The 18,678-nt window shown below is 67.2% G+C and carries 18 protein-coding genes and 1 pseudogene; 9 read left to right on the top strand and 10 right to left on the bottom strand.

The window, feature by feature from the left end; genetic code table 11:
• Positions 1-195: 195 nt before the first annotated feature.
• Both AC5RW2_RS10655 and AC5RW2_RS10650 read left to right on the top strand, forming a co-directional pair.
• The gene (locus tag AC5RW2_RS10655) at positions 196-723 is read left to right on the top strand and encodes a GNAT family N-acetyltransferase (protein WP_493949262.1); all 528 of its coding nucleotides are present in this window, start codon (positions 196-198) and stop codon (positions 721-723) included.
• Positions 724-742: 19 nt separating this feature from the next.
• On the top strand, positions 743-1,303 hold the full coding sequence (locus tag AC5RW2_RS10650) for a HutD/Ves family protein (protein ID WP_493962430.1): 561 nt from the start codon (positions 743-745) through the stop codon (positions 1,301-1,303).
• A gap of 76 nt (positions 1,304-1,379) precedes the next feature.
• Here AC5RW2_RS10650 and AC5RW2_RS10645 read toward each other — a convergent pair whose 3' ends face one another.
• The gene (locus tag AC5RW2_RS10645; protein WP_493949260.1) at positions 1,380-1,946 is read right to left on the bottom strand and encodes a YceI family protein; all 567 of its coding nucleotides are present in this window, start codon (positions 1,944-1,946) and stop codon (positions 1,380-1,382) included.
• A 232-nt stretch (positions 1,947-2,178) separates the two neighbouring features.
• Here AC5RW2_RS10645 and AC5RW2_RS10640 point away from each other — a divergent pair, with 232 nt between their 5' ends.
• Complete coding sequence (locus AC5RW2_RS10640; RefSeq protein ID WP_493962431.1) at positions 2,179-2,649, top strand: pyridoxamine 5'-phosphate oxidase family protein; 471 nt, start codon at positions 2,179-2,181, stop codon at positions 2,647-2,649.
• Positions 2,650-2,739: 90 nt separating this feature from the next.
• On the opposite strand, the gene AC5RW2_RS10635 is transcribed toward AC5RW2_RS10640, so the two are convergent.
• Positions 2,740-3,171, bottom strand: coding sequence for a YccF domain-containing protein (locus tag AC5RW2_RS10635; protein WP_493962432.1), 432 nt, complete (start codon positions 3,169-3,171; stop codon positions 2,740-2,742).
• A 441-nt stretch (positions 3,172-3,612) separates the two neighbouring features.
• Positions 3,613-5,343: a DEAD/DEAH box helicase gene (locus AC5RW2_RS10630; RefSeq protein ID WP_493962433.1), complete on the bottom strand. Its 1,731-nt coding sequence runs from the start codon at positions 5,341-5,343 to the stop codon at positions 3,613-3,615.
• A gap of 237 nt (positions 5,344-5,580) precedes the next feature.
• On the opposite strand from AC5RW2_RS10630, the gene trmB reads away from it, so the two are divergent.
• Entirely contained in the window at positions 5,581-6,492 is a 912-nt protein-coding gene (gene trmB, locus AC5RW2_RS10625) for a tRNA (guanosine(46)-N7)-methyltransferase TrmB (RefSeq protein ID WP_493962434.1), read from the top strand.
• Positions 6,493-6,529: 37 nt separating this feature from the next.
• On the opposite strand, the gene AC5RW2_RS10620 is transcribed toward trmB, so the two are convergent.
• Both AC5RW2_RS10620 and AC5RW2_RS10615 read right to left on the bottom strand, forming a co-directional pair.
• Positions 6,530-7,186 (bottom strand): anti-sigma factor family protein, encoded by a 657-nt coding sequence (locus AC5RW2_RS10620; RefSeq protein WP_493962435.1) that lies wholly within the window; start codon positions 7,184-7,186, stop codon positions 6,530-6,532.
• The gene (locus AC5RW2_RS10615) at positions 7,183-7,680 is read right to left on the bottom strand and encodes a sigma-70 family RNA polymerase sigma factor (RefSeq protein ID WP_493949254.1); all 498 of its coding nucleotides are present in this window, start codon (positions 7,678-7,680) and stop codon (positions 7,183-7,185) included. Before AC5RW2_RS10615 ends, AC5RW2_RS10620 begins: the two co-directional genes overlap by 4 nt.
• 245 nt (positions 7,681-7,925) lie before the next feature.
• Here AC5RW2_RS10615 and AC5RW2_RS10610 point away from each other — a divergent pair, with 245 nt between their 5' ends.
• The gene (locus AC5RW2_RS10610) at positions 7,926-8,465 is read left to right on the top strand and encodes a COG4315 family predicted lipoprotein (protein ID WP_493962436.1); all 540 of its coding nucleotides are present in this window, start codon (positions 7,926-7,928) and stop codon (positions 8,463-8,465) included.
• Positions 8,466-8,569: 104 nt separating this feature from the next.
• Positions 8,570-8,899, top strand: a pseudogene (locus AC5RW2_RS10605) (UPF0758 domain-containing protein); the annotation flags it as partial.
• 81 nt (positions 8,900-8,980) lie between these two features.
• On the opposite strand, the gene AC5RW2_RS10600 reads toward AC5RW2_RS10605, so the two are convergent.
• From AC5RW2_RS10600 to AC5RW2_RS10580, 5 genes are all read right to left on the bottom strand, one after another.
• Positions 8,981-9,340, bottom strand: coding sequence for a heat shock protein transcriptional repressor HspR (locus AC5RW2_RS10600; RefSeq protein ID WP_493962797.1), 360 nt, complete (start codon positions 9,338-9,340; stop codon positions 8,981-8,983).
• A gap of 128 nt (positions 9,341-9,468) precedes the next feature.
• A complete protein-coding gene (locus tag AC5RW2_RS10595) occupies positions 9,469-10,431 on the bottom strand; it encodes a DnaJ C-terminal domain-containing protein (protein WP_493962437.1) in 963 nt (320 codons plus the stop codon).
• Positions 10,432-10,556: 125 nt separating this feature from the next.
• Complete coding sequence (locus tag AC5RW2_RS10590) at positions 10,557-11,228, bottom strand: nucleotide exchange factor GrpE (protein ID WP_493962438.1); 672 nt, start codon at positions 11,226-11,228, stop codon at positions 10,557-10,559.
• 2 nt (positions 11,229-11,230) lie between these two features.
• Complete coding sequence (gene dnaK, locus AC5RW2_RS10585) at positions 11,231-13,102, bottom strand: molecular chaperone DnaK (protein ID WP_493962439.1); 1,872 nt, start codon at positions 13,100-13,102, stop codon at positions 11,231-11,233.
• 257 nt (positions 13,103-13,359) lie between these two features.
• Positions 13,360-15,504, bottom strand: coding sequence for an MMPL family transporter (locus tag AC5RW2_RS10580; RefSeq protein WP_493962440.1), 2,145 nt, complete (start codon positions 15,502-15,504; stop codon positions 13,360-13,362).
• Between the two features lie 120 nt (positions 15,505-15,624).
• On the opposite strand from AC5RW2_RS10580, the gene AC5RW2_RS10575 reads away from it, so the two are divergent.
• From AC5RW2_RS10575 to AC5RW2_RS10565, 3 genes are read left to right on the top strand one after another with little or no spacing between them, the layout of a single operon-like run.
• Positions 15,625-16,179 carry a MarR family winged helix-turn-helix transcriptional regulator gene (locus AC5RW2_RS10575; RefSeq protein ID WP_493962441.1) on the top strand — a complete coding sequence of 185 codons (555 nt, stop codon included), beginning with the start codon at positions 15,625-15,627 and terminating at the stop codon, positions 16,177-16,179.
• Positions 16,180-16,236: 57 nt separating this feature from the next.
• Positions 16,237-17,043 carry a class I SAM-dependent methyltransferase gene (locus tag AC5RW2_RS10570; RefSeq protein WP_493962442.1) on the top strand — a complete coding sequence of 269 codons (807 nt, stop codon included), beginning with the start codon at positions 16,237-16,239 and terminating at the stop codon, positions 17,041-17,043.
• Positions 17,044-17,072: 29 nt separating this feature from the next.
• Positions 17,073-18,674, top strand: coding sequence for a phytoene desaturase family protein (locus AC5RW2_RS10565; protein ID WP_493962443.1), 1,602 nt, complete (start codon positions 17,073-17,075; stop codon positions 18,672-18,674).
• Positions 18,675-18,678 lie beyond the last annotated feature (4 nt).

Raw genomic sequence — 18,678 nt, 5'->3', positions numbered from 1 at the left:
CCAGCCGCAGCGGTACTGGTCAAAATAGCTAACTTGAGTCTAGTCAACTCAACTTTCGAAGTAAAGTTATCCACAGGCTGCGGGATCCGTTGACACCTACTATCCTGTCGCTCCCACGGCCTGCCCGGAAGGGCTCCGGGCGCCTAGGCTATAGGCGGGACGTGCTCGAACATTCGGAACCGAGGTGGGCGGCCAATGGAAACGATGCTGGAAACCGCCCGGCTGCTGCTGAACCAGCCGACCCCGGGAGATATCGACGCCATGTTCCGCATCCTCTCCGACCGGCGCACCACGCGTTTCAATCCTTCGGACGCGCTGCAATGGAACGAGGAAGCCGACGGGCTCTTCCAGCGCTGGGAAGCCCAGTGGGAGAACCACGGCGTGGGTTACTTCGCCGTCCGCCTGCCCGGCCGCGAAGACCCCATCGGCTTTGCCGGGGTCAAGCACGTGTCCCTGTCCGGCCGGCCGGTGCTGAACCTCTATTTCCGCTTCGACGCTGCCGTGTGGCACCGAGGGTACGGGCGCGAGGCGGTGGGCGCCGTCGTCGTCCATGTCAATGAATTCCTGGAGTTGCCGCCCATCCTGGCGCTGATCCATCCGAACAACACCGCGTCCATCCGCATTGTCACGTCGCTGGGCTTCGAACGCAACGCGGCGGCTGCCATCAGCGGCCCGGACGGCTACCAAGATGCATATGTGCTGAACTGGGACCGGCAGCTTTAGCATCCGGACAAGGAGTCCCATGGAAATCATTCCTGCAGCGTCGCTGAAGGAACAGCGGTGGCGGAACGGCGGCGGGGTGACCCGGGAAGTGGCGGCTGGCGCCGTGGGCGCTGACGGGCTCCCGGCATGGCGGCTGAGCCTGGCGGACATCGGTTCGGACGGCAGTTTCTCCGAATTCCCCGGCATGGACCGGATCTTCACCGTGGTGGACGGCGACGTCGCCTTCCTTACTGTGGACGGCGCCCAGCACCAGATGGAACGTTTCCGGCCGTTCCGGTTCGACGGCGGCAGCAGCGCCGAATGCAGCCTGCCCACCGGACCGTGCCGCGCGCTGAATGTCATGGCCCGGCGCGGGACCTGGGGCGCGGGACTGTTGATCGTCGAGCTCTCCAAGAAACAGACTCTGGCCGTTGCCGATGGACAGTTCCTGATGCTGCTGCAAGGTCAGGCGCAGGCGACGGCGGTCGGCACCAGCCACCCGCTGGACACCTACGACACCGTGGCCGGCTCGGCAGTTCCGGCCGAGGTCAGCGGGCGCGGCTTTGCAGCACTGGTCTCGGTTTATCAGGCCGAAGACTGAACAGGCGCGCTCACCTGCGCAGGTGGCCCGGGCGACGGTGACCGCCTCCAGCCGGGCGAGGTGCGTCACAAGTGCCTTACTGCCGGGCGGTGGACTCCACCTTGACTGCGGAGACCTCGAATTCCAGCATCACGCGGTCCGAGACCAGCATGCCGCCCGAGTCCAGCGCAGTGTTCCACTTGACGCCGAACTCCTGGCGGTCAATGCGCCGGGAGCCTTCGAAGCCTGCACGCAGCTGGCCGCCCGGGTCCCGTTCCACGCCGATAAAGTCGATCGGCACCGCCACCTGTTTGGTGACGCCGCGGATGGTGAGGTCGCCGTTCACAATGAAGTTTCCGGCCTCCACCTGATCGATCCGGGTGCTGACGAACGTGATCTCCGGGTAGTTCGGCGCATCGAAAAAATCGTTGGTCCGCAGATGCTGGTCGCGCTGCGGGCTGCGCGTATCGATGCTGGCAACCTTGATGGTGAGTCGGACTGAGGAATTGGCAGGATTGTCCACGTCTGCGTGGATGACGCCCTCGATGTCGTTGAACGCTCCCCGGACTTTGGTCACCATAGCGTGGCGGGTGGAGAAACCGATCCGGGTATGCGCCGGATCGAACCGCCACTCGCCGGATAGATCCGAAGTCAGTTCGGACATGGCAGAGCCTCCTCCTCATGGGCACAGGCGCTGTCTCCCCCACTGACCGATCGATGCGCCCGGCCGTCCCCTTCAGCCGCGTGCGGCTCGTGTGGTAATTCCAACACATAATGGGGAGCATTGCACCACATTGGCCGTGAATTTCCGAGCCGGTTATGCGGCGGCAAACCCGCGCGTATTCGGCGGAGTCCCGCCCCTGTCCCGGCCCGCCGCGGACCAATACACTGATGCCATGACCACCGCGAACGAAATGCCGTCAGCAACCACCCAGTTGCCGGCGGACGATTGCTGGAAATTGTTCCGCAGCGCCGACTTTGGCCGGCTCGGCGTCATCGTCGAGTCGCACCCGGAGATCTTTCCGGTCAATTACGTCGTCGACCACGGAAGCTTAGTATTCCGTTCCGCCCCGGGGACCAAGCTCGACGCTGCCCTGGCGAACGAGGTGGTGCTGGAGGTCGACGGGTTCAATCCGGACACCAGCGTTGCATGGAGCGCGGTGGCGCGAGGCAGCGCCCAGCGGTTGACCAGCATCGACGACGTTCTGGAATCGGCCCTGCTGCCGCTGTTCCCGTGGCAGTCCGGTGAGAAGAACAATCTCGTCCGGATAGTGCCCACCGTCGTGACAGGACGGCGGTTTGTGGTGCCCGCATCGGCCCGCCGCGGCCCGGGGCTCAGCGACAGCCGCCGGATGACGATCGAGTAGCGCACCTAGCCGTGCAGGCGACGCACACTCCCTTGGTCAGCGACGCGTACTCCCCGCCCTGCCTCCAGCCCGCTAGGCCAGCCGCAAAGCTCAGCGCCAGGTAGCCGTGCCCGGCTGATACCCGGCAACAAAACCGCGGAACGTCCGGTCGGTTGACACAATCTCCTTGCCCAGCGGCGTGAGCGACACCGGAATCATTTTGAGGTTCGCAATCGCCAGCGGAATCCCGATGATGGTGATGGCCTGCGCGATGGCCGTCAACACATGCCCGATCGCGATCCAGATACCCGCAACGAAGATCCAGATGATGTTTCCCACTGTGGATAGGAAGTAGGTGCGTCCGCCTCGGTCCACCACCATGCGCCCGAACGGCCACAACGCGTAGCCCGCAATCCGAAATGACGCGATGCCGAACGGGATCGTCACGATCAGCAGGCAGCACACGATGCCGGCGAGAAAGTATCCCAGGGCCAGCCAGATGCCGCCGAAGAGCAGCCAGATAACGTTCAGAAGGGCCTTCATCCCACCATTCTGACCGCTGGGGCGGCCGGCCGCTATGCGGGATGCCCCTGAGCGGCCCCTGAGCCCTGACTTCCGGCGGCGCACACCCTTCGTCCCGACGCCTGCGGGTGTGGACCCCATGGTGGAGGCACCCAGCCAGCGCCAGGTCAGGGCCCGGCGTCGACATCATCCTCCACGGCCCCTGCGTTCGGCACCAGTTCAGCGGTCCTCCGCGAGGACACCCTCTGCAACCCCGGACCTGGTCGACGGCGATGCATCTCGACGACGGCGATGCATCTGGCCGCCGGTCGCAACTGCCCCACGGCGGAACAAAGGCCGCAGGGCCGCCCTGCCAGATGGAAGGTCGGCCCCGCGGCCTTTGTCAGTGTGGTGGGGCTCCGAAGTCGGGCCAGGCTTGGCTAGACGGTCCGGCTAGCCGACGCGGCCGGCCAGGGGGTCCGGCTAGCTGGTCCGGCGCTTCTCCTGCGACGACGGCGCCGTTGCGCGGCGTGGTCCACGCCGGGCCGGACGCTCGGCGGCCGGGGTTTCCGAGCGGTAGATCGGCCGGGTGCCAGCAGCGCGCGGCGAACCGCCGGCCGTGCGCGGCGCGCCGCCCGAACGGCCCGCACCGCCGGAGCGTGACCCGCCCGAGCCGGTGCGACTGCCCCCGGCGGTCTGGCCCTGCCGCCCGGCGGAAGCCGAACTCGCGGAGGCACTCCGGTGGCTGCCGTGGCTGGGGGCTGCAACGTCCTGCGAACGGCCGCGGTTTTCGCCGCGTGACGGCTGGCGCTGACCGGCCTCGGACCGACCGCCGCGGGCGGCACCGGCCTGCTGGCGCCTTTCGCCGGTGCGGGGCGCTTCACCGGTGCGGGGTGCTCCGCCGGTGCGCGAGCCACCGTTGCTGCGGCCGCCACCGGTGCGCAGGGCACGCTTGCGCTGGGCGTTGGCGCCGGTAGAAGTACCGCCGCCGCGCTGCGGCTGCTTCAATGCCTGCTGCTGGGCCCGCAGCTGCGGATCCACCGGTGCGGCGACTTCGCCCACCAGGTTCGCCAGCAGCTCAGAGGAGGCCGTGACGTTCTCGAAGGCCACGTCCACTCCGGCGGCCTTCATCAGTTTTCCGACCTCCAGGCGCTCTGCCGGCAGGGCCAGGGTCACCACGGTGCCATCGGAACCGGCGCGGGCGGTCCGGCCCGAACGGTGCAGGTACGCCTTGTGCTCGGTGGGCGGGTCAACGTGGATCACCAGTTCCACATCGTCCACGTGCACGCCGCGGGCCGCCACGTCGGTAGCGACCAGCACGCGTACGTCGCCGGAGGAGAACTCGGCCAGGTTGCGGTCGCGGGCGTTCTGCGAGAGGTTGCCGTGCAGGTCCACCGCCGGGATGCCGGCAGCGGTGAGGGCCTTGGCCAGCTTGCGGGCGTGGTGCTTGGTGCGGGTGAACAGCACGCGGCGGCCGGTGCCGGATGCCAGCTTGTTGAGCACCTGCTTCTTTTCCGTAGCGTCGCGCGTCACGAATACGTGGTGTTCCATCGTGGTGACCGCCGCCTGCGGGTCGTCCACCGAGTGCGTCAGCGGGCTGGACAGGTAGCGCTGCACCAGCTTGTCCACGCCGTTGTCCAGCGTGGCCGAGAACAGCAGGCGCTGGCCGCCGGCCGGCGTGGTGTCCAGCAGCTTCTTCACCACGGGCAGGAAGCCCAGGTCGGCCATGTGGTCGGCCTCATCCAGCACGGTGATTTCCACCGATTCCAGCGTGATGATTTTCTGCTTCATCAGGTCTTCAAGCCGGCCCGGGCAGGCAATCACGATGTCCACGCCAGCGCGCAGCGCCTTTTCTTGGCGCTGTTGGGAAACGCCACCGTAGATCACGGTGGTGTTCAGGCCCAGCACCGCGGCCAGCGGTTCGATGGTGTTGTTAAGCTGCGTCGCGAGCTCGCGGGTGGGCGCCAGCACCAGGCCCAGCGGGCGGCCCGGCTTGCGGAAATGGGCGGCTTCGCGCTCGGCCAACCGAGCCACCAGCGGCAGCGCGAAGGCCAGTGTCTTGCCGGAACCGGTGCGGCCGCGGCCCAGCACGTCGCGGCCGGCCAGCGTATCGGGCAGCGTCTCGGTCTGGATGGGGAAGGGGGCTTCAATACCGTCGGCGGCGAGCTTCGAAGCGAGGGGCTTGGGCACGCCAAGGGCAGCAAAAGTAGTCATAGTAAGTGCAAATGTCTTCCGGTCAGTGTCCCCGCGGCAGGTTAGCCCAGGGTCGCCGAAGAAAAATCAGACAGTGCCAACCGCCCCGGATCAGCCGGGTCACGTCGTCAGACGGATAAGCGGCGGTGCAAATGAAAGCGTTCATCGACGCAGGAAAACGCGGCAATGACGTTTTCGAGTAGCCCCAGTCTAACAGCACGGCCGGGCCGCACCCGCACTGGCGATACGCTGGTAGGGATGACCAGCAACTCCCCCACCCCTGATTCTTCCGCGTACGACGACGGTGCCCGCCTCACGCCGCCCGTCCACCTCGCCCAGCCGGTCAGCTTTGTGCGCCGCGGCTCGCGGCTGCAGGGCCGGCGCCAGCAGGCCTGGGAAGACTACGCACCGAAGTTCGCCGTCGACCTCCCCCGGCACGGCGGCGACACCACCGTGGACCCGGACTACGTTTTCGATGCGGCGGCCGCCTTCGGGCGCGAGGCCCCGTTGGTGGTGGAGATCGGCTCCGGCCTGGGCGAAGCCGTTTGCCATGCCGCAGAACAGGACCCGGAACGGAACTTCCTTGCCTTGGAGGTGTACCGTCCCGGACTGGCGCAGACCCTGCTGCGGATCGGCCAGCGCAACCTGGCCAACGTCCGCGTCGCGCAGGTTAACGCCCCGGAAGCCCTGGCCACGATGCTGCCCGAGTCCTCGCTTTCCGAGCTCTGGGTGTTCTTTCCCGACCCGTGGCATAAAACCCGCCACCACAAGCGCCGGCTGGTACAGGAGAGCTTCGTCCAGCTCGCCGCCCGCGTACTGCAGCCGGGCGGGATCTGGCGGTTGGCCACGGACTGGTCCGACTACGCCATCCAGATGCGCCGGGTTGCCGACGCCTCGCCGGACTTCAGCAATCTGCACGCCGGCGAGCGCAGCGGCCCCGACAGCCCGTTGACCCAGGTGTGGGAGAGCGGCGTCGAAGGGGTAGTGGGCGGCGCGCCGGTCCGCGAGGGCAAGGTCCCGGTCAGCACCGGCAACGCCAGCACCGGTGAGGGCATGGACGAGGTTGGCGGCTGGGCACCCCGCTTCGATGGCCGGACCATGACCAGCTTCGAGCAGAAGGCACACGACGCGGGTCGGATGATCTTCGACCTCGCCTACCGCCGGAACTGATCCCCGCCGGAACCGATCCGCTCCTGCCCGCCCGGGCTCAGTTGGTGGTCACCGCCGCCAGCGTGGCATCCGACTCGTTGCGCAGTTCCACCAAGGCGATTTGGTCGGTGTCCATGGCGCAGGCCGCGGTGAGGGTGGCCCGGCCGGCCGGAGTGGCCTGCCAGGATGCCACCTGATAGGTGTAGCCGGACTTGCCGGTCACCCACAGGGTGAGGATGCCGCTCTCCGGCAGCTTCTGCCCAGCCACTTCCATCTCCGTCCCCCAGGTCTTGGGCACCAGCGCAACGTCAACCTGCAGGCCGCCGTCGGCAGTCAGGGTGTAGGTATCCGACGGCGGTTGCTGCTGCTGGGCCAGCAGCGGCCCGACCGATGCCCCGGCCACCAGGCACACCCCCGCCACGGCCGCCACCAGCCCGGTCCATCGTCGTCGTTCTTTCCTGCGCCGCTGGGCCAATTCATCCACCAGTTCGCGGGTGCGCTGCTCGACTTCATGCGGCGGCGGGGACTCCAGGTCCAGCGCCGCACTGCGCGGCAGTGCGTCCAGCAGGTCCGGCAGCGATTCCAGTCCGGCGGCTTCCCGGCGGCACTCCGGGCAATCGGCCAGATGCTCTTCGAACGACGCCCGTTCATGACGATCCAGCCCGCCCAGGATGTAGAGGCCGAGCAGTTGGTGCTGTTCCTCTCTGGTATTCACGGCTGACCCACCCCCATCTCATCCAGTACCGACCGCAAAGCCTTGGCCGCATAAAACGCCCGCGACTTTACTGTGCCCAGCGGAATGCCCAGCGATTGCGCGGCTTCAGGAGCCGTGAGCCGCTGGTAGTGCAGAGCCACAATAATATTGCGGTGGTCCGTGCTGATTCGCGCCAGAGCTTCCTCCATCACCACACGCAGCAGTAGCCGATCAAACGGGTCTTCGTCGCCGGCCAGCTCGTCTTCACCCAGTTCGGCCTCTTCCGGCCGCCGGCTGCGGTGCCGGTAGCCGTCGATGATGACGTGCCGGGCAGTCTGGTACAGGTAGCCGCGCATGTTCTCCGTTTCCGGGCCGCGTTTCCACACCCGCAGGATGGTTTCCTGGACAACGTCCTCCACTTGGTCGGCGTTGGAGGTGGCTGCGCGCACGAACCGCCGCAGCGCTGTGGCGTGCTCGCGGTACAGGCGGGCCACGGCCTCGTCATCAAGGGCCATGGCTGCCTCCTCCCTGAGCGGGAAACCGCACCGTCAGAAGCCGGCGGCTCCGGGCCGGTTCTTCTACCCAGTACGACGACGACGGCGGCCTTTCGGTTCATCCGTTCCGAGAAGCATGGTGCCGACAAATGCCGTCCGTCCGGCGTTGAACCATTGTGGGCTCGTGCGGCGTCTTTTCCAATAGCGGGTCGCACCCCGCGGCACCGCACTCCGGGCAGCGCCCGGCAGACGGCAAAGGAACCCACATGAAATTCACACAGACAGCCCGGGCCGCCCTGCTGGCCGCTGGCATGCTGGTCCTGGCCGGTTGTGGCGGCAATTCAGGTACCGAGGAGCCCGCAGCGACGCAGGCGCCGCCGGCGAGCGAATCCGGCATGGCCAGCGAATCGCCTTCTCCGCAGATGTCTGGGCAGACCGGCGGCGAAACGGCCGGCGCCGCCAGCACGCTGGCCACCGCGGAGACCAATCTTGGCAAGATCGTGGTGGACGGCAAGGGAATGACCGTCTACTACTTCACCAAAGATGTTCCCAACTCGGGCAAGAGCGCCTGCACTGGCGAGTGCCTGGCGGCCTGGCCGCCGGTACTGGCTGAAACAAAGCCGAAATTGGACGGGGTTACCGCCAAGGTGGGGCTCATCGAGACTCCCGACGGGATGCACCAAGTCACCCTCAACGGCATGCCCATCTACTACTGGGCCAAGGACAAATCCCCAGGCGACACCACCGGGCAGGACGTGAACGAGGTCTGGTACGTGGTCGCCCCCAACGGGGACATGATCAAGTAATACCCGCCACCATCCGCCCGCAGCTGCCCAAACAGGGGCACGGCAGCTGCGGGTTTATTCCGTCGCCGCCCGTCCGCAAGCACTGCCCGGTTCGGCGCTGGGGTATGCCCTGCCAGGGGAGCTTGCCTACACCAGCGGGTTCAAGCAGCCGCTGTCCACAACCGGCCGGCCCGGGCCTCCGGGCCGGCGTGTTGCGGTCTTACCGTGAAGCCATGAACAGCCATACCAGCATTGCCGAGATGCCCGAAGAAAACCGGCCTCGCGAGCGCCTTGCCCGTTTCGGACTGCGCCGGCTGCGCGACGCCGAAGTGATGGCACTGGTGATCGGCTCCGGATCCCGCACGGCCAGCAGCATCGAACTAGCGCAGGCGGTTCTGAAGAAACTGGGAGGTCTGGCCGGGCTGCGGCCGGCGTCGGTCGAGGAGTTGCTGGCCGTCCCGGGGTGGGCGGAGCGCTGGCCGCTCGGATTGCCGGCGCCATGGAACTGGCACGGCGGGCGGCGGCCCGCGAACGGATCAGCGCTGCGGGCGCCAAACCACCAGGGCCTGGCTGCGCGGACGCGGCCGCTGGCCGCGGACCAGACTGACCACGTCTCCGGCCAACCCGGCGGCGAACACGCGGCTGGAGTCCGCGCGGCGCTGCTTGGACATCAGTTCCTCGGACAAATCCCGGACCTGGGCCCGCAGAGCAGCAACCTCATTCTGCAACTGCAGAATCCGCTTAATCCCTTCCAGCGAGACACCTTCCTGGGACAGCCGCTGGACCTCGCGCAGCGTATTCACATCCTGCTGGGAATAGCGGCGCTGCCTGCCCCGCTGACGCGACGGTGAGACCAGGCCGAGGCGGTCGTACTGCCGCAGGGTCTGCGGGTGCATGTCAGCCAGTTCGGCGGCCACAGAAATCACGAAAATCGGCGCATTCACATCTATACCCACGGTGCTCTCCCTCCTGCGCTGCGCGCGTTTACCGCCCGGTCCTTCCGGTCTGCTGAAAATCCGACCCGCTACAACCGTGCCTTGGCGGCAAGGTTTCCGCGCGGGTCCGATCCTGCTGTCGCCGCCGCAAAGGCGTTGACCGCGTCTTCTGCTTCCTTGCCAAGGTTTTGCGGGACCACCACATCGATGGTTACCAGCAAGTCCCCGGTGGCCTTCGACGTCTTGACCCCGCGCCCCTTCACGCGCAGCGTCCGACCGGACGGCGTGCCGGCCGGCACCTTGACCTTGACGAAGTCACCGGCAAGCGTCGGCACTTCGATCTGCGCCCCCAACGCGGCCTCCGGGAAGGTCACCGGGACGTGGATCCGGATGTTGTCGCCGTCGCGCTGGAAAAAGGGGTGCGGCTTGACGTTGACGGTCACCATCAGGTCGCCGGCGCCGGCCGGACCCGGCTGGCCTTTGCCGCGGACGCGGACCTTCTGCCCGTCCTTAATGCCGGCGGGGATCCGCACATCGATGACTTCGCCGCTGGGCTCGCGCAATCCGATGGTGGTGCCGTTGATGGAACCGGCAAAGGAAATGCTGGTGCTCGCGGTGCGGTCTGCGCCCTTGCGCGGGGGCTGCTGTTGGTAGCCGCCGAAGCCGCCGAACAGGTCCGCGAACTCCGGCGGCACGTTGCCGGCGGAGCTGGTACGGGTGCGGGCCCCCTGGCCGAACAGGTTGCCGAAAATGTCCTCGAAGCCGCCGGCACCCGGCCCGCCCGCGCCCGGCCCGCCGGCACTGAAGCGGGCGCCGCTGCCCATCGCCCGGATAGCGTCGTATTGCTCGCGCTCCTGCGGGTCGGACAGAACGGAGTAAGCCTCGGAGACGTCCTTGAACTTCTTCTCCGAGGCAGCGTCGCCCGAATTGGTGTCCGGATGGTGCGTCCGAGCGAGTTTGCGGTACGCCTTCTTGATGTCGGCGTCAGACGCATCTTTGGAGACACCGAGGATCTTGTAGAAGTCCTTCTCGACCCAGTCCTGGCTAGCCATGCAGGCGCCTCCTTTCAGTTTCACAAAGTCTATGGGCCTTCCGGCCCGGACGATGACGGGTTGGCCTCCGGCGGACCGGAAACCAACCCGTCATCTGTTTTCAAGCGTCATGGCACCCGGGGGCGTCATTCAGCCGGTACTGCCACCACTACCTGGGCTGCGCGCAGCACGCGGTCACCCGATCTGTAGCCCAGGCGCAGGATCTGGCTGACCGAGTCGACTTCCACCTCTGCGTCGGGCTGCTGCATCAAGGCCTCGTGGATGTTCGGGTCGAACTCCACGCCGGTCTCCTCGATACGGGCCAGGCCGTAGGTCTTCAGTACGTTGTCCAGCTTGGTGGCAATGGCCGCGAACGGACCGTCGGCCAAGTCGCCGTGCTGGCGCGCGGCGTCGATGTCATCCAGGACTGGAAGCAACGAGTTCAGCACGCCGATGACAGCCATCTCGCCGGCCACCGCACGGTCGCGTTCCACCCGCTTGCGGTAGTTCACGTACTCGGCTTGCAGCCGGAGCAGATCGTTCTTGAGCTCCTCGGCTTCCTGCGACGTGGTGCCTTGGGCAACAGACTCCCCCGCCGGGACCTCGGCCCCGTTGAGGATCTCCTCCGCCTGGGCCAGCGCGTCCGCGTCCGCACCCTGACCGGCTGCGGGAGTCTTTCCCGCGGCCTGGTCCGCATTGCCGTTGCCGGTACCGGCAGCAGCTCCGCGGACCTTTCCGGTCTCCGGATCGATCTTGCGGTTGTCGCGGAAGTTCACCGGCTCTGACTGGTGTTCTTCTTCGTTACCGTTTTCCGCCATGGTTACTTCTTCTCGTCTTCTTCGTCGACCACTTCGGCGTCCACGATGTCCTCGTCCGCGCCGGCCCCGGAGGTACCCTCACCGGCGGGAGCGCCGTCGGCACCGGCTGCGCCGGAAGCCTGGGCCTGCGAGTAGATGGCCTCGCCCAGCTTGGACTGGGACGTCTGGAGCTTCTCGAACGCGGCCTTGACCTCGTCGTCGTTGTCCTGCTTTTCCAAGGCAGACTTCAAAGCGTCGACGTCGGCCTTGACCTCGGTCTTGACCTCTTCCGGCAGCTTGTCGTCGTTGTCGGCGAGCAGCTTGTCAACGGAGTAGGCCAGCTGCTCGGCCGAGTTGCGGATGTCGGCGGCCTCGCGGCGCTTCTTGTCCTCGGCAGCGTGCTCTTCGGCTTCACGGACCATGCGGTCAATGTCTTCCTTGGACAGCGCGGTGCCGCCGGTGATGGTCATCGACTGCTCGGCGCCGGTGCCCTTGTCCTTGGCGGAGACGTGCACAATGCCGTTGGCGTCGATGTCGAAGGTGACCTCCACCTGGGGCACTCCGCGCGGAGCCGGGGCGATGCCCGTCAGCTCGAAGGTGCCCAGCGGCTTGTTGTCGCGGGTGAACTCGCGCTCGCCCTGGAAGACCTGGATGGCCACGGACGGCTGATTGTCGTCAGCTGTCGTGAAGGTCTCGGACCGCTTGGTCGGGATGGCCGTGTTGCGCTCGATCAGGTGCGTCATGATGCCGCCCTTGGTCTCGATGCCCAGCGACAGCGGGGTCACGTCGATCAGCAGCACGTCCTTGCGCTCGCCCTTCAGGACGCCTGCCTGCAGGGCTGCGCCCACGGCCACGACCTCGTCCGGGTTCACGCCCTTGTTCGGCTCCTTGCCGCCGGCCATCTCCTTGACCAGGTCAACCACTGCCGGCATGCGGGTGGAGCCACCCACCAGGACGATGTGGTCGATGTCGGAAACCTTGATGCCGGCTTCCTTGATGACGTCGTGGAACGGCTTCTTGGTCCGGTCCAGCAGGTCCTTGGTCAGGTCCTGGAACTTCGCGCGGCTGAGGTGCTCGTCCAGGTGGACCGGGCCCTCCGGGGTGACCGAGAGGTACTGCAGCGAGATGTTGGTGGAGGAGGCAGAGGAGAGTTCCTTTTTGGCCTGCTCGGCTGCTTCCTTCAGGCGCTGCAGGGCGATCTTGTCCTTGGACAGGTCGGCGCCCTTGGCCTTGGCCTGCTGCAGCAGGAAGTCCACCACGCGCTGGTCCCAGTCGTCGCCGCCGAGGCGGTTGTCGCCCGAGGTGGCGCGGACCTGGATGGTGGAGAAGTCGTCCTCGTCCTTGCCGACTTCCAGCAGGGACACGTCGAAGGTGCCGCCGCCGAGGTCGAAGACCAGGATGAGTTCGTCTTCCTTACCCTTGTCCAGACCATAGGCCAGCGCGGCAGCGGTCGGCTCGTTCACGATGCGCAGGACGTTCAGGCCGGCAATTTCGCCGGCTTCTTTGGTGGACTGGCGCTCGGCGTCGTTGAAGTACGCCGGCACGGTGATCACCGCGTCGGTGACCTTCTCACCCAAATAGGACTCAGCGTCGTGCTTGAGCTTCTGCAGCACACGCGCGGAGATTTCCTGGGCAGTGTAGTTCTTGCCGTCGATCTCGACCTTCCAGTCGGTGCCCATGTGGCGCTTGACCGAGGAAATGGTGCGCTCGATGTTGTTCACGGCCTGGCGCTTGGCGATCTCGCCGACCAGCACCTCGCCGGACTTGGAAAAAGCGACAACGGACGGAGTGGTGCGGCCACCCTCGGCGTTGGCGATGACGGTGGGTTCGCCACCTTCCAGAACAGAGACAACGGAGTTGGTGGTTCCGAGGTCGATACCTACTGCACGAGACATACGCGTGTCCTTCCTTTGCGGCCGCAGCGGCGGCCTTGTTCACTGTGGCGGCCCGGGTCGTCGGGTGATCCGACGGCCGCCGCCGGGAACGGCGGCTATTGAGCCTTCTGCGCTCAAGTTTACTCAGGACCTCGGTTTTGTCAACCAAGTTGAGCGCACCTCGCTCAACTTTGGCGCCGGCCGGGAGACGACGACGGCGGGGCCGCGGGTGGTACCCCTCGCCCACGCCGCGCGCCAGCGCACCGCGCCGCCCGGCCTCAGCCCGCGGAGTGCCCGCTGCCTGCTCCGACCAGGTGGCGCTGCCGCGACTCTTTCCGGGCGAGCTTGGACGGCCACCAGATGGCAGGCCCAATGTCGTACGACAGCGCCGGGATCAGCAGCGAGCGCACCAGTACCGTATCCAGCAGGACGCCGAACGCCACGATGAACGCGAGCTGGCCCAGGAACAGAATCGGGATCACGCCGAGCGCGGCAAAGGTGGCAGCCAGCACCACGCCGGCCGAGGTGATGACGCCGCCGGTGGCGCCCAGGCCGCGCAGGATGCCGGGCCTGGTTCCCAGCCGCAGCGATTCCTCCCGCACGCGGGTCATCAGGAATATGTTGTAGTCGATCCCCAGTGCCACCAGAAAGACGAAGCCGTACAACGGAACCGAGGCATCCGCCCCCGGAAATCCGAAGACCTGGTTGAAGACCAGTGCGGAGACGCCCAGCGCGGTCAGGTAAGACAGCGCCACGGACAGGATCAGCAGCACCGGCGCCAGGATGGAGCGCAGCAGCAAGATCAGGATGACCAGGATGACGCCGAGCACCCTCGGCGCGATCTTCAACAGGTCGGCCTGCGCCGTGACACTCGTATCCAGCGCGACTGCAGTGACGCCGCCAACCAGGGCCTGCGGATCGACTGCGTCCAGAGCGGTGCGCAGGTCGGCAACAGTGGCCTCGGCCGCGTCGGAGTCGGGCACATCTTGCAGTGTGGCATTGATCATCACCCGGCCGTCGAGCTCCACCACCTGGTCGTCACGGGTGAAGAGCTCGGCCGAGGCAACCCGCTCCTTGCCCCGGATTACGTCCAGCACGTCGTCCCGCTTGCTGCTGTCGGCGACGACGACGGCCGGGCTGCCCGCACCGGCGTCGAAATGCCGGACCAAAGCGTCCTGTCCGTCCGCCGAATCCGTCTTCACCAGGACCAGCTCCGACTGCGGAACTCCGTGCGCCTGCAGCTGCAGCACGCCCAACGCCCCGGCAGCCAACAGCAGCACCGACACCATCCAGGTGGCCCGGGGCCTGGTGGCCACCAGATTGGCCACCCGAAGCCACAATCCGCGCAGGCCCTCGGTTCCGGCCACCGGGTTTTCGGGCTGGGCGGTGTGCGCGCGATGCCCAGGGCGGGGCACGAGCGGCCAAAAGGCGCTGCGCCCGGTCAACAGCAGGACCGCGGGCAGGAACGTCAGCGCCGCCAGCACCGCGAACACAATGCCGATGGCTGCGATCGGGCCCAGGCTGCGGTTGGAGTTCAGGTCGGAGAACAGGAGGCACAGCAGCGCCAGGATGACGGTGGCACCGGAAGCGGCAATCGGCTCGACCGCACCGCGGTAGGCGGCCTTCATTGCCGCCCACTTCGACTCCTGCTCCCCCAACGCCTCGCGGTATCGGGCGGTCAGCAGCAAGGCGTAGTCGGTGGCGGCGCCGATCACCAGGATGGACAGGATGCCTTGGCTCTGGCCGCTGAGCTGGATCCAGCCTTGCAGCGCAAACCAGTACACCACCAAAATGGCCGCGCAGAGCGCGAAGACGGAGGTCAGCAGCACCAGGAACGGCAGCAGGAGCGCGCGGTAGACCAGCAACAGGATCACGAAGACGGCACCCAGCGCCACACCCAGCAGCAACCCGTCAATGCCGCCGAAGGCCTCGACGAGGCCGGCGATGAACCCGGCCGGGCCCGTCACGTAGCCGGTGGCGGAGTCCGGGAGCCCGGCCGCCAGCACCGCGCGCAGTTCGGTGACCACCTCGCCGGCATCCAGGTTCTCCGGCACCGGCACGATGAACTGCACCGCTTCGAAGTCTTCGGACGGGATGGGCCCCACCACCTGATTGGCAGCGCCGCTGTCCAGGCTGGCCGCTTTCGCCAGCCGTTCGGCCAGCGGCGCGTAGTCTGCCAGTTGCTGCGGCTGGATCGGCTCAGCGAATTCGACGACGGCGATGGCCGGCACGGCGTCGGAATCACGGAAGCGTTGCTGCCATTCGCCGGCGGCGGTGGACTCGGCGCTGGCGGGCAGGAATCCGGCCTGGTCGTTGGTGGAGACGTCGGAGAGCTTGCCAAACGTTGGCCCGCCGAGGCTGGCGGCGGCCAGCCAGGCCACCACCGCCAACGCGGGAAGGAGCATTCTGAACCAGCGGGCCATGGCAATCGGTCCTTCGGAATCTAGGCAGCGAAAACAAGCTCCACTATAGAGTAGTTCCACGCTAGAGATAACCGCTGAGTGAACTATTCTGTGGAGGGGGTCGATGAAGAGGAGGGCCAAGTGGAACCGCGCACAGACCGGCTGATGCTGCTGTTGCAGGAGTTCGTCGTCGAAAGCGAACGCTACATCGAGGCGGTCAGCGAACGGGATGCCCTGCACCGCACCGACCTCAACGCCCTCGCGGCAATGGTCCGGGCCGCCGCGGCCGGCCGCACCGTGACTCCCGGCCTGCTACGGACCGAACTCCACCTCAGCTCTCCGGCGACCACTGCGCTGGTCGACCGGCTGGACCGCTCCGGGCACGTCAACCGCACGCGCAGCGACACCGACCGCCGCAAGGTGTACCTGGAGCTGACGGACAAGGCCCGTGCCACCGGCGGCGCGATGTTCGCCCCGCTGGCCCGGCACATCGGCCAGGTACTGGACAGCTACCCGGCGGAGGACCGCCAGCGGCTCGCCGACTTCCTAGCCGGCATCATCACCGCCACGTCGGCTGCCTGCCTGGAGGTCGCCGGCCGCGAGGAGGACCTAGGCGTCAACGGGAATCCGGCCGGCGAGGCGCCCCAAGGCAGCGACGAACCGGAGACCGGCGGGTCCGCCGGAGTCGACAAATAGCGCAACATTCCGGCACGGCAGCTACGTGCCGGCAGGGGCGCAGAGTAGTCTCCCACTATGAAGGACGAGGTCTACTCCCACGGCCACCACAAAAGCGTGGTCAACGCCCATGCGGTCCGCACCGCAGAGGACTGCGCAGCCTATCTTCTGCCCGAACTCAAGCCCGGCATGATGTTGCTGGACGTGGGCTGCGGCCCGGGCAGCATCACCGTTGATTTGGCCGAGCTGGTGGCTCCCGGGCAGGTCATCGGCCTGGACCGGTCCGATGACGTGCTGACCCAGGCGGCCGAACTCGCCGCGCTGCGCGGCATCGAGAACGCCACGTTCGTCAGCGGCAACATCTACGACCTCGAGTTCGACGACGACACCTTCGACGTGGTCCACGCCCACCAGGTCCTGCAGCACCTGACCGACCCGGTGGCTGCACTCTACGAAATGCGGCGGGTGGTCAAGCCCGGCGGCATCGTGGCCGTGAGGGACGCTGATTTCCACGGCATGAGCTGGTACCCGGAGCTGCCCGAACTCACCGACTGGATGGACACCTACCAGCAGATCGCCCGCGGCAACCGGGCGGAACCGGACGCCGGCCGGCACCTGATTTCCTGGGCGCAGGCAGCAGGCTTCCGCGAGATCATTCCGTCGTCGTCCAATTGGCTGTACGCCACTGAAGAACAGCGCCGCTGGCAGGGCGATGTGTGGTCCGAGCGCGTCCTGCACTCGGCCTACGCGGAACAGTCGCTGGAACGCGGGCTGCTCGACAAGGCCGGGCTGGAGCGGATTGCGCAGGGCTGGCTGGCCTGGGCCGACGCGCCGGATGCCTGGTTCCTGATTCCCAACGGCGAGATTTTGGCCCGCAAACCCTGACCCCAAGAGCAGACAGGATTCTGGCGGACATGCCCGGACAGTATGACGTCGTGGTCATCGGCGGCGGCCACAACGGCTTGGTTGCCGCCGCCTATCTGGCCCGCGCCGGACACAGCGTGCTGGTGCTCGAGCGCGAAGACCGGCTCGGCGGTGCGGCGGTATCCGCGGAAGTCTTCCCCGGCACCGGCGCCCGCATCTCCCGCTATTCGTATCTGGTCAGCCTGCTGCCGCGGCGCATCATCGAGGAGCTCAACCTGGACCTGCGGCTGCTGCGCCGGCGCTACTCGTCCTACACGCCGCTGCCGGGCACGAGCACCGGGCTGCTGGTGGACAACCAGGACCGGGAGGCCACCCGCTCGTCCTTCAGCGCTGTGGGCGCCGCCGCTGACTTCGGCACCTTCACCGAGTTCTACCAGCGCACCGGCCAGCTGGCCCAGGCGGTCTGGCCAACTGTCACCGAGCCGCTGCCCCGCCGCTCCGAGCTGCGCCGCCGGCTGGGCGACGACGAAACCTGGAACGATTTCATCGACCGTCCGATCGGCGACGTGCTGGAGCGCAGCTTCGCCTCGGACCTGGTCCGCGGCGTGGTGCTCACCGACGCGCTGATCAGTACCTTTGCCCGCGCCCACGACGCCGACCTACAGCAGAACAAGTGCTTCCTCTACCATGTGGTCGGCGGCGGCACAGGCGACTGGGACGTGCCCGCGGGCGGCATGGGCGCCGTCACCGCCGCGCTGGAAACGGCCGCCCGCCGCGCCGGTGCGGAACTGCGCACTTCGGCCGAGGCCACCTCGGTGACCCCGGACGGAGAGGTGCGGTACAACGACGGCGGGACCGACGTCGTCGTTTCCGCGAAGCGGGTACTAGCCAACGTCTCGCCCACGGTCCTGAACAGGCTGCTGGCCGCCGGCGGCGCCGAACCGGCCACGCGGCCGGGTCCCCAGCCCGAGGGAGCACAAGCCAAAGTGAACCTGCTGTTGTCCCGGTTGCCGAAACTGCGGGACAGCACGGTGGCGCCGGAAGCGGCTTTTGGCGGAACCTTCCACATCAACGAGCTGTACCCACAGCTGGAGCGGGCCTTCACGGAAGGCGCCGACGGCCGGATTCCGGATCCGCTGCCCGCGGAAATCTACTGCCATTCCCTCACCGACCCGTCCATCCTCTCGCCTGAGCTGCAGGCATCCGGCGCCCAGACCCTCACCGTGTTTACGCTGCAGACCCCGCACCGGCTGCTCACCGAGGAGAACAACGACGCGATGCGCGCCCAGCTGCAGCAAGCCGTGCTGGCCTCGCTTAATTCGGTGCTCGACGAGCCGATCGAAGACTGCATCCTGAGCGACGACCGCGGAGAACCGTGCATCGAAACCAAGACCACGCTCGACCTGCAGCAGGCGCTGAACCTCACCGGTGGGAGCATCTTCCACGGACCGCTGGACTGGCCGTTCGCCGAAGACGACGAGCCACTGGACACCCCCGCCCGGCGCTGGGGCGTGGCCACCGCCCATGAACAGATCCTGCTGTGCGGTGCCGGCGCCCGCCGCGGCGGCGGCGTCAGCGGCATCGGCGGCCACAACGCGGCCATGGCGGTGATGGAAGAGGAGATGGACGGGTTGCGCTGGCCCGCACCGTAGGATC

The organism is Arthrobacter sp. B0316-1-20 (assembly GCF_059091865.1).
This window is presented reverse-complemented; position numbering and strand designations above follow the sequence as displayed.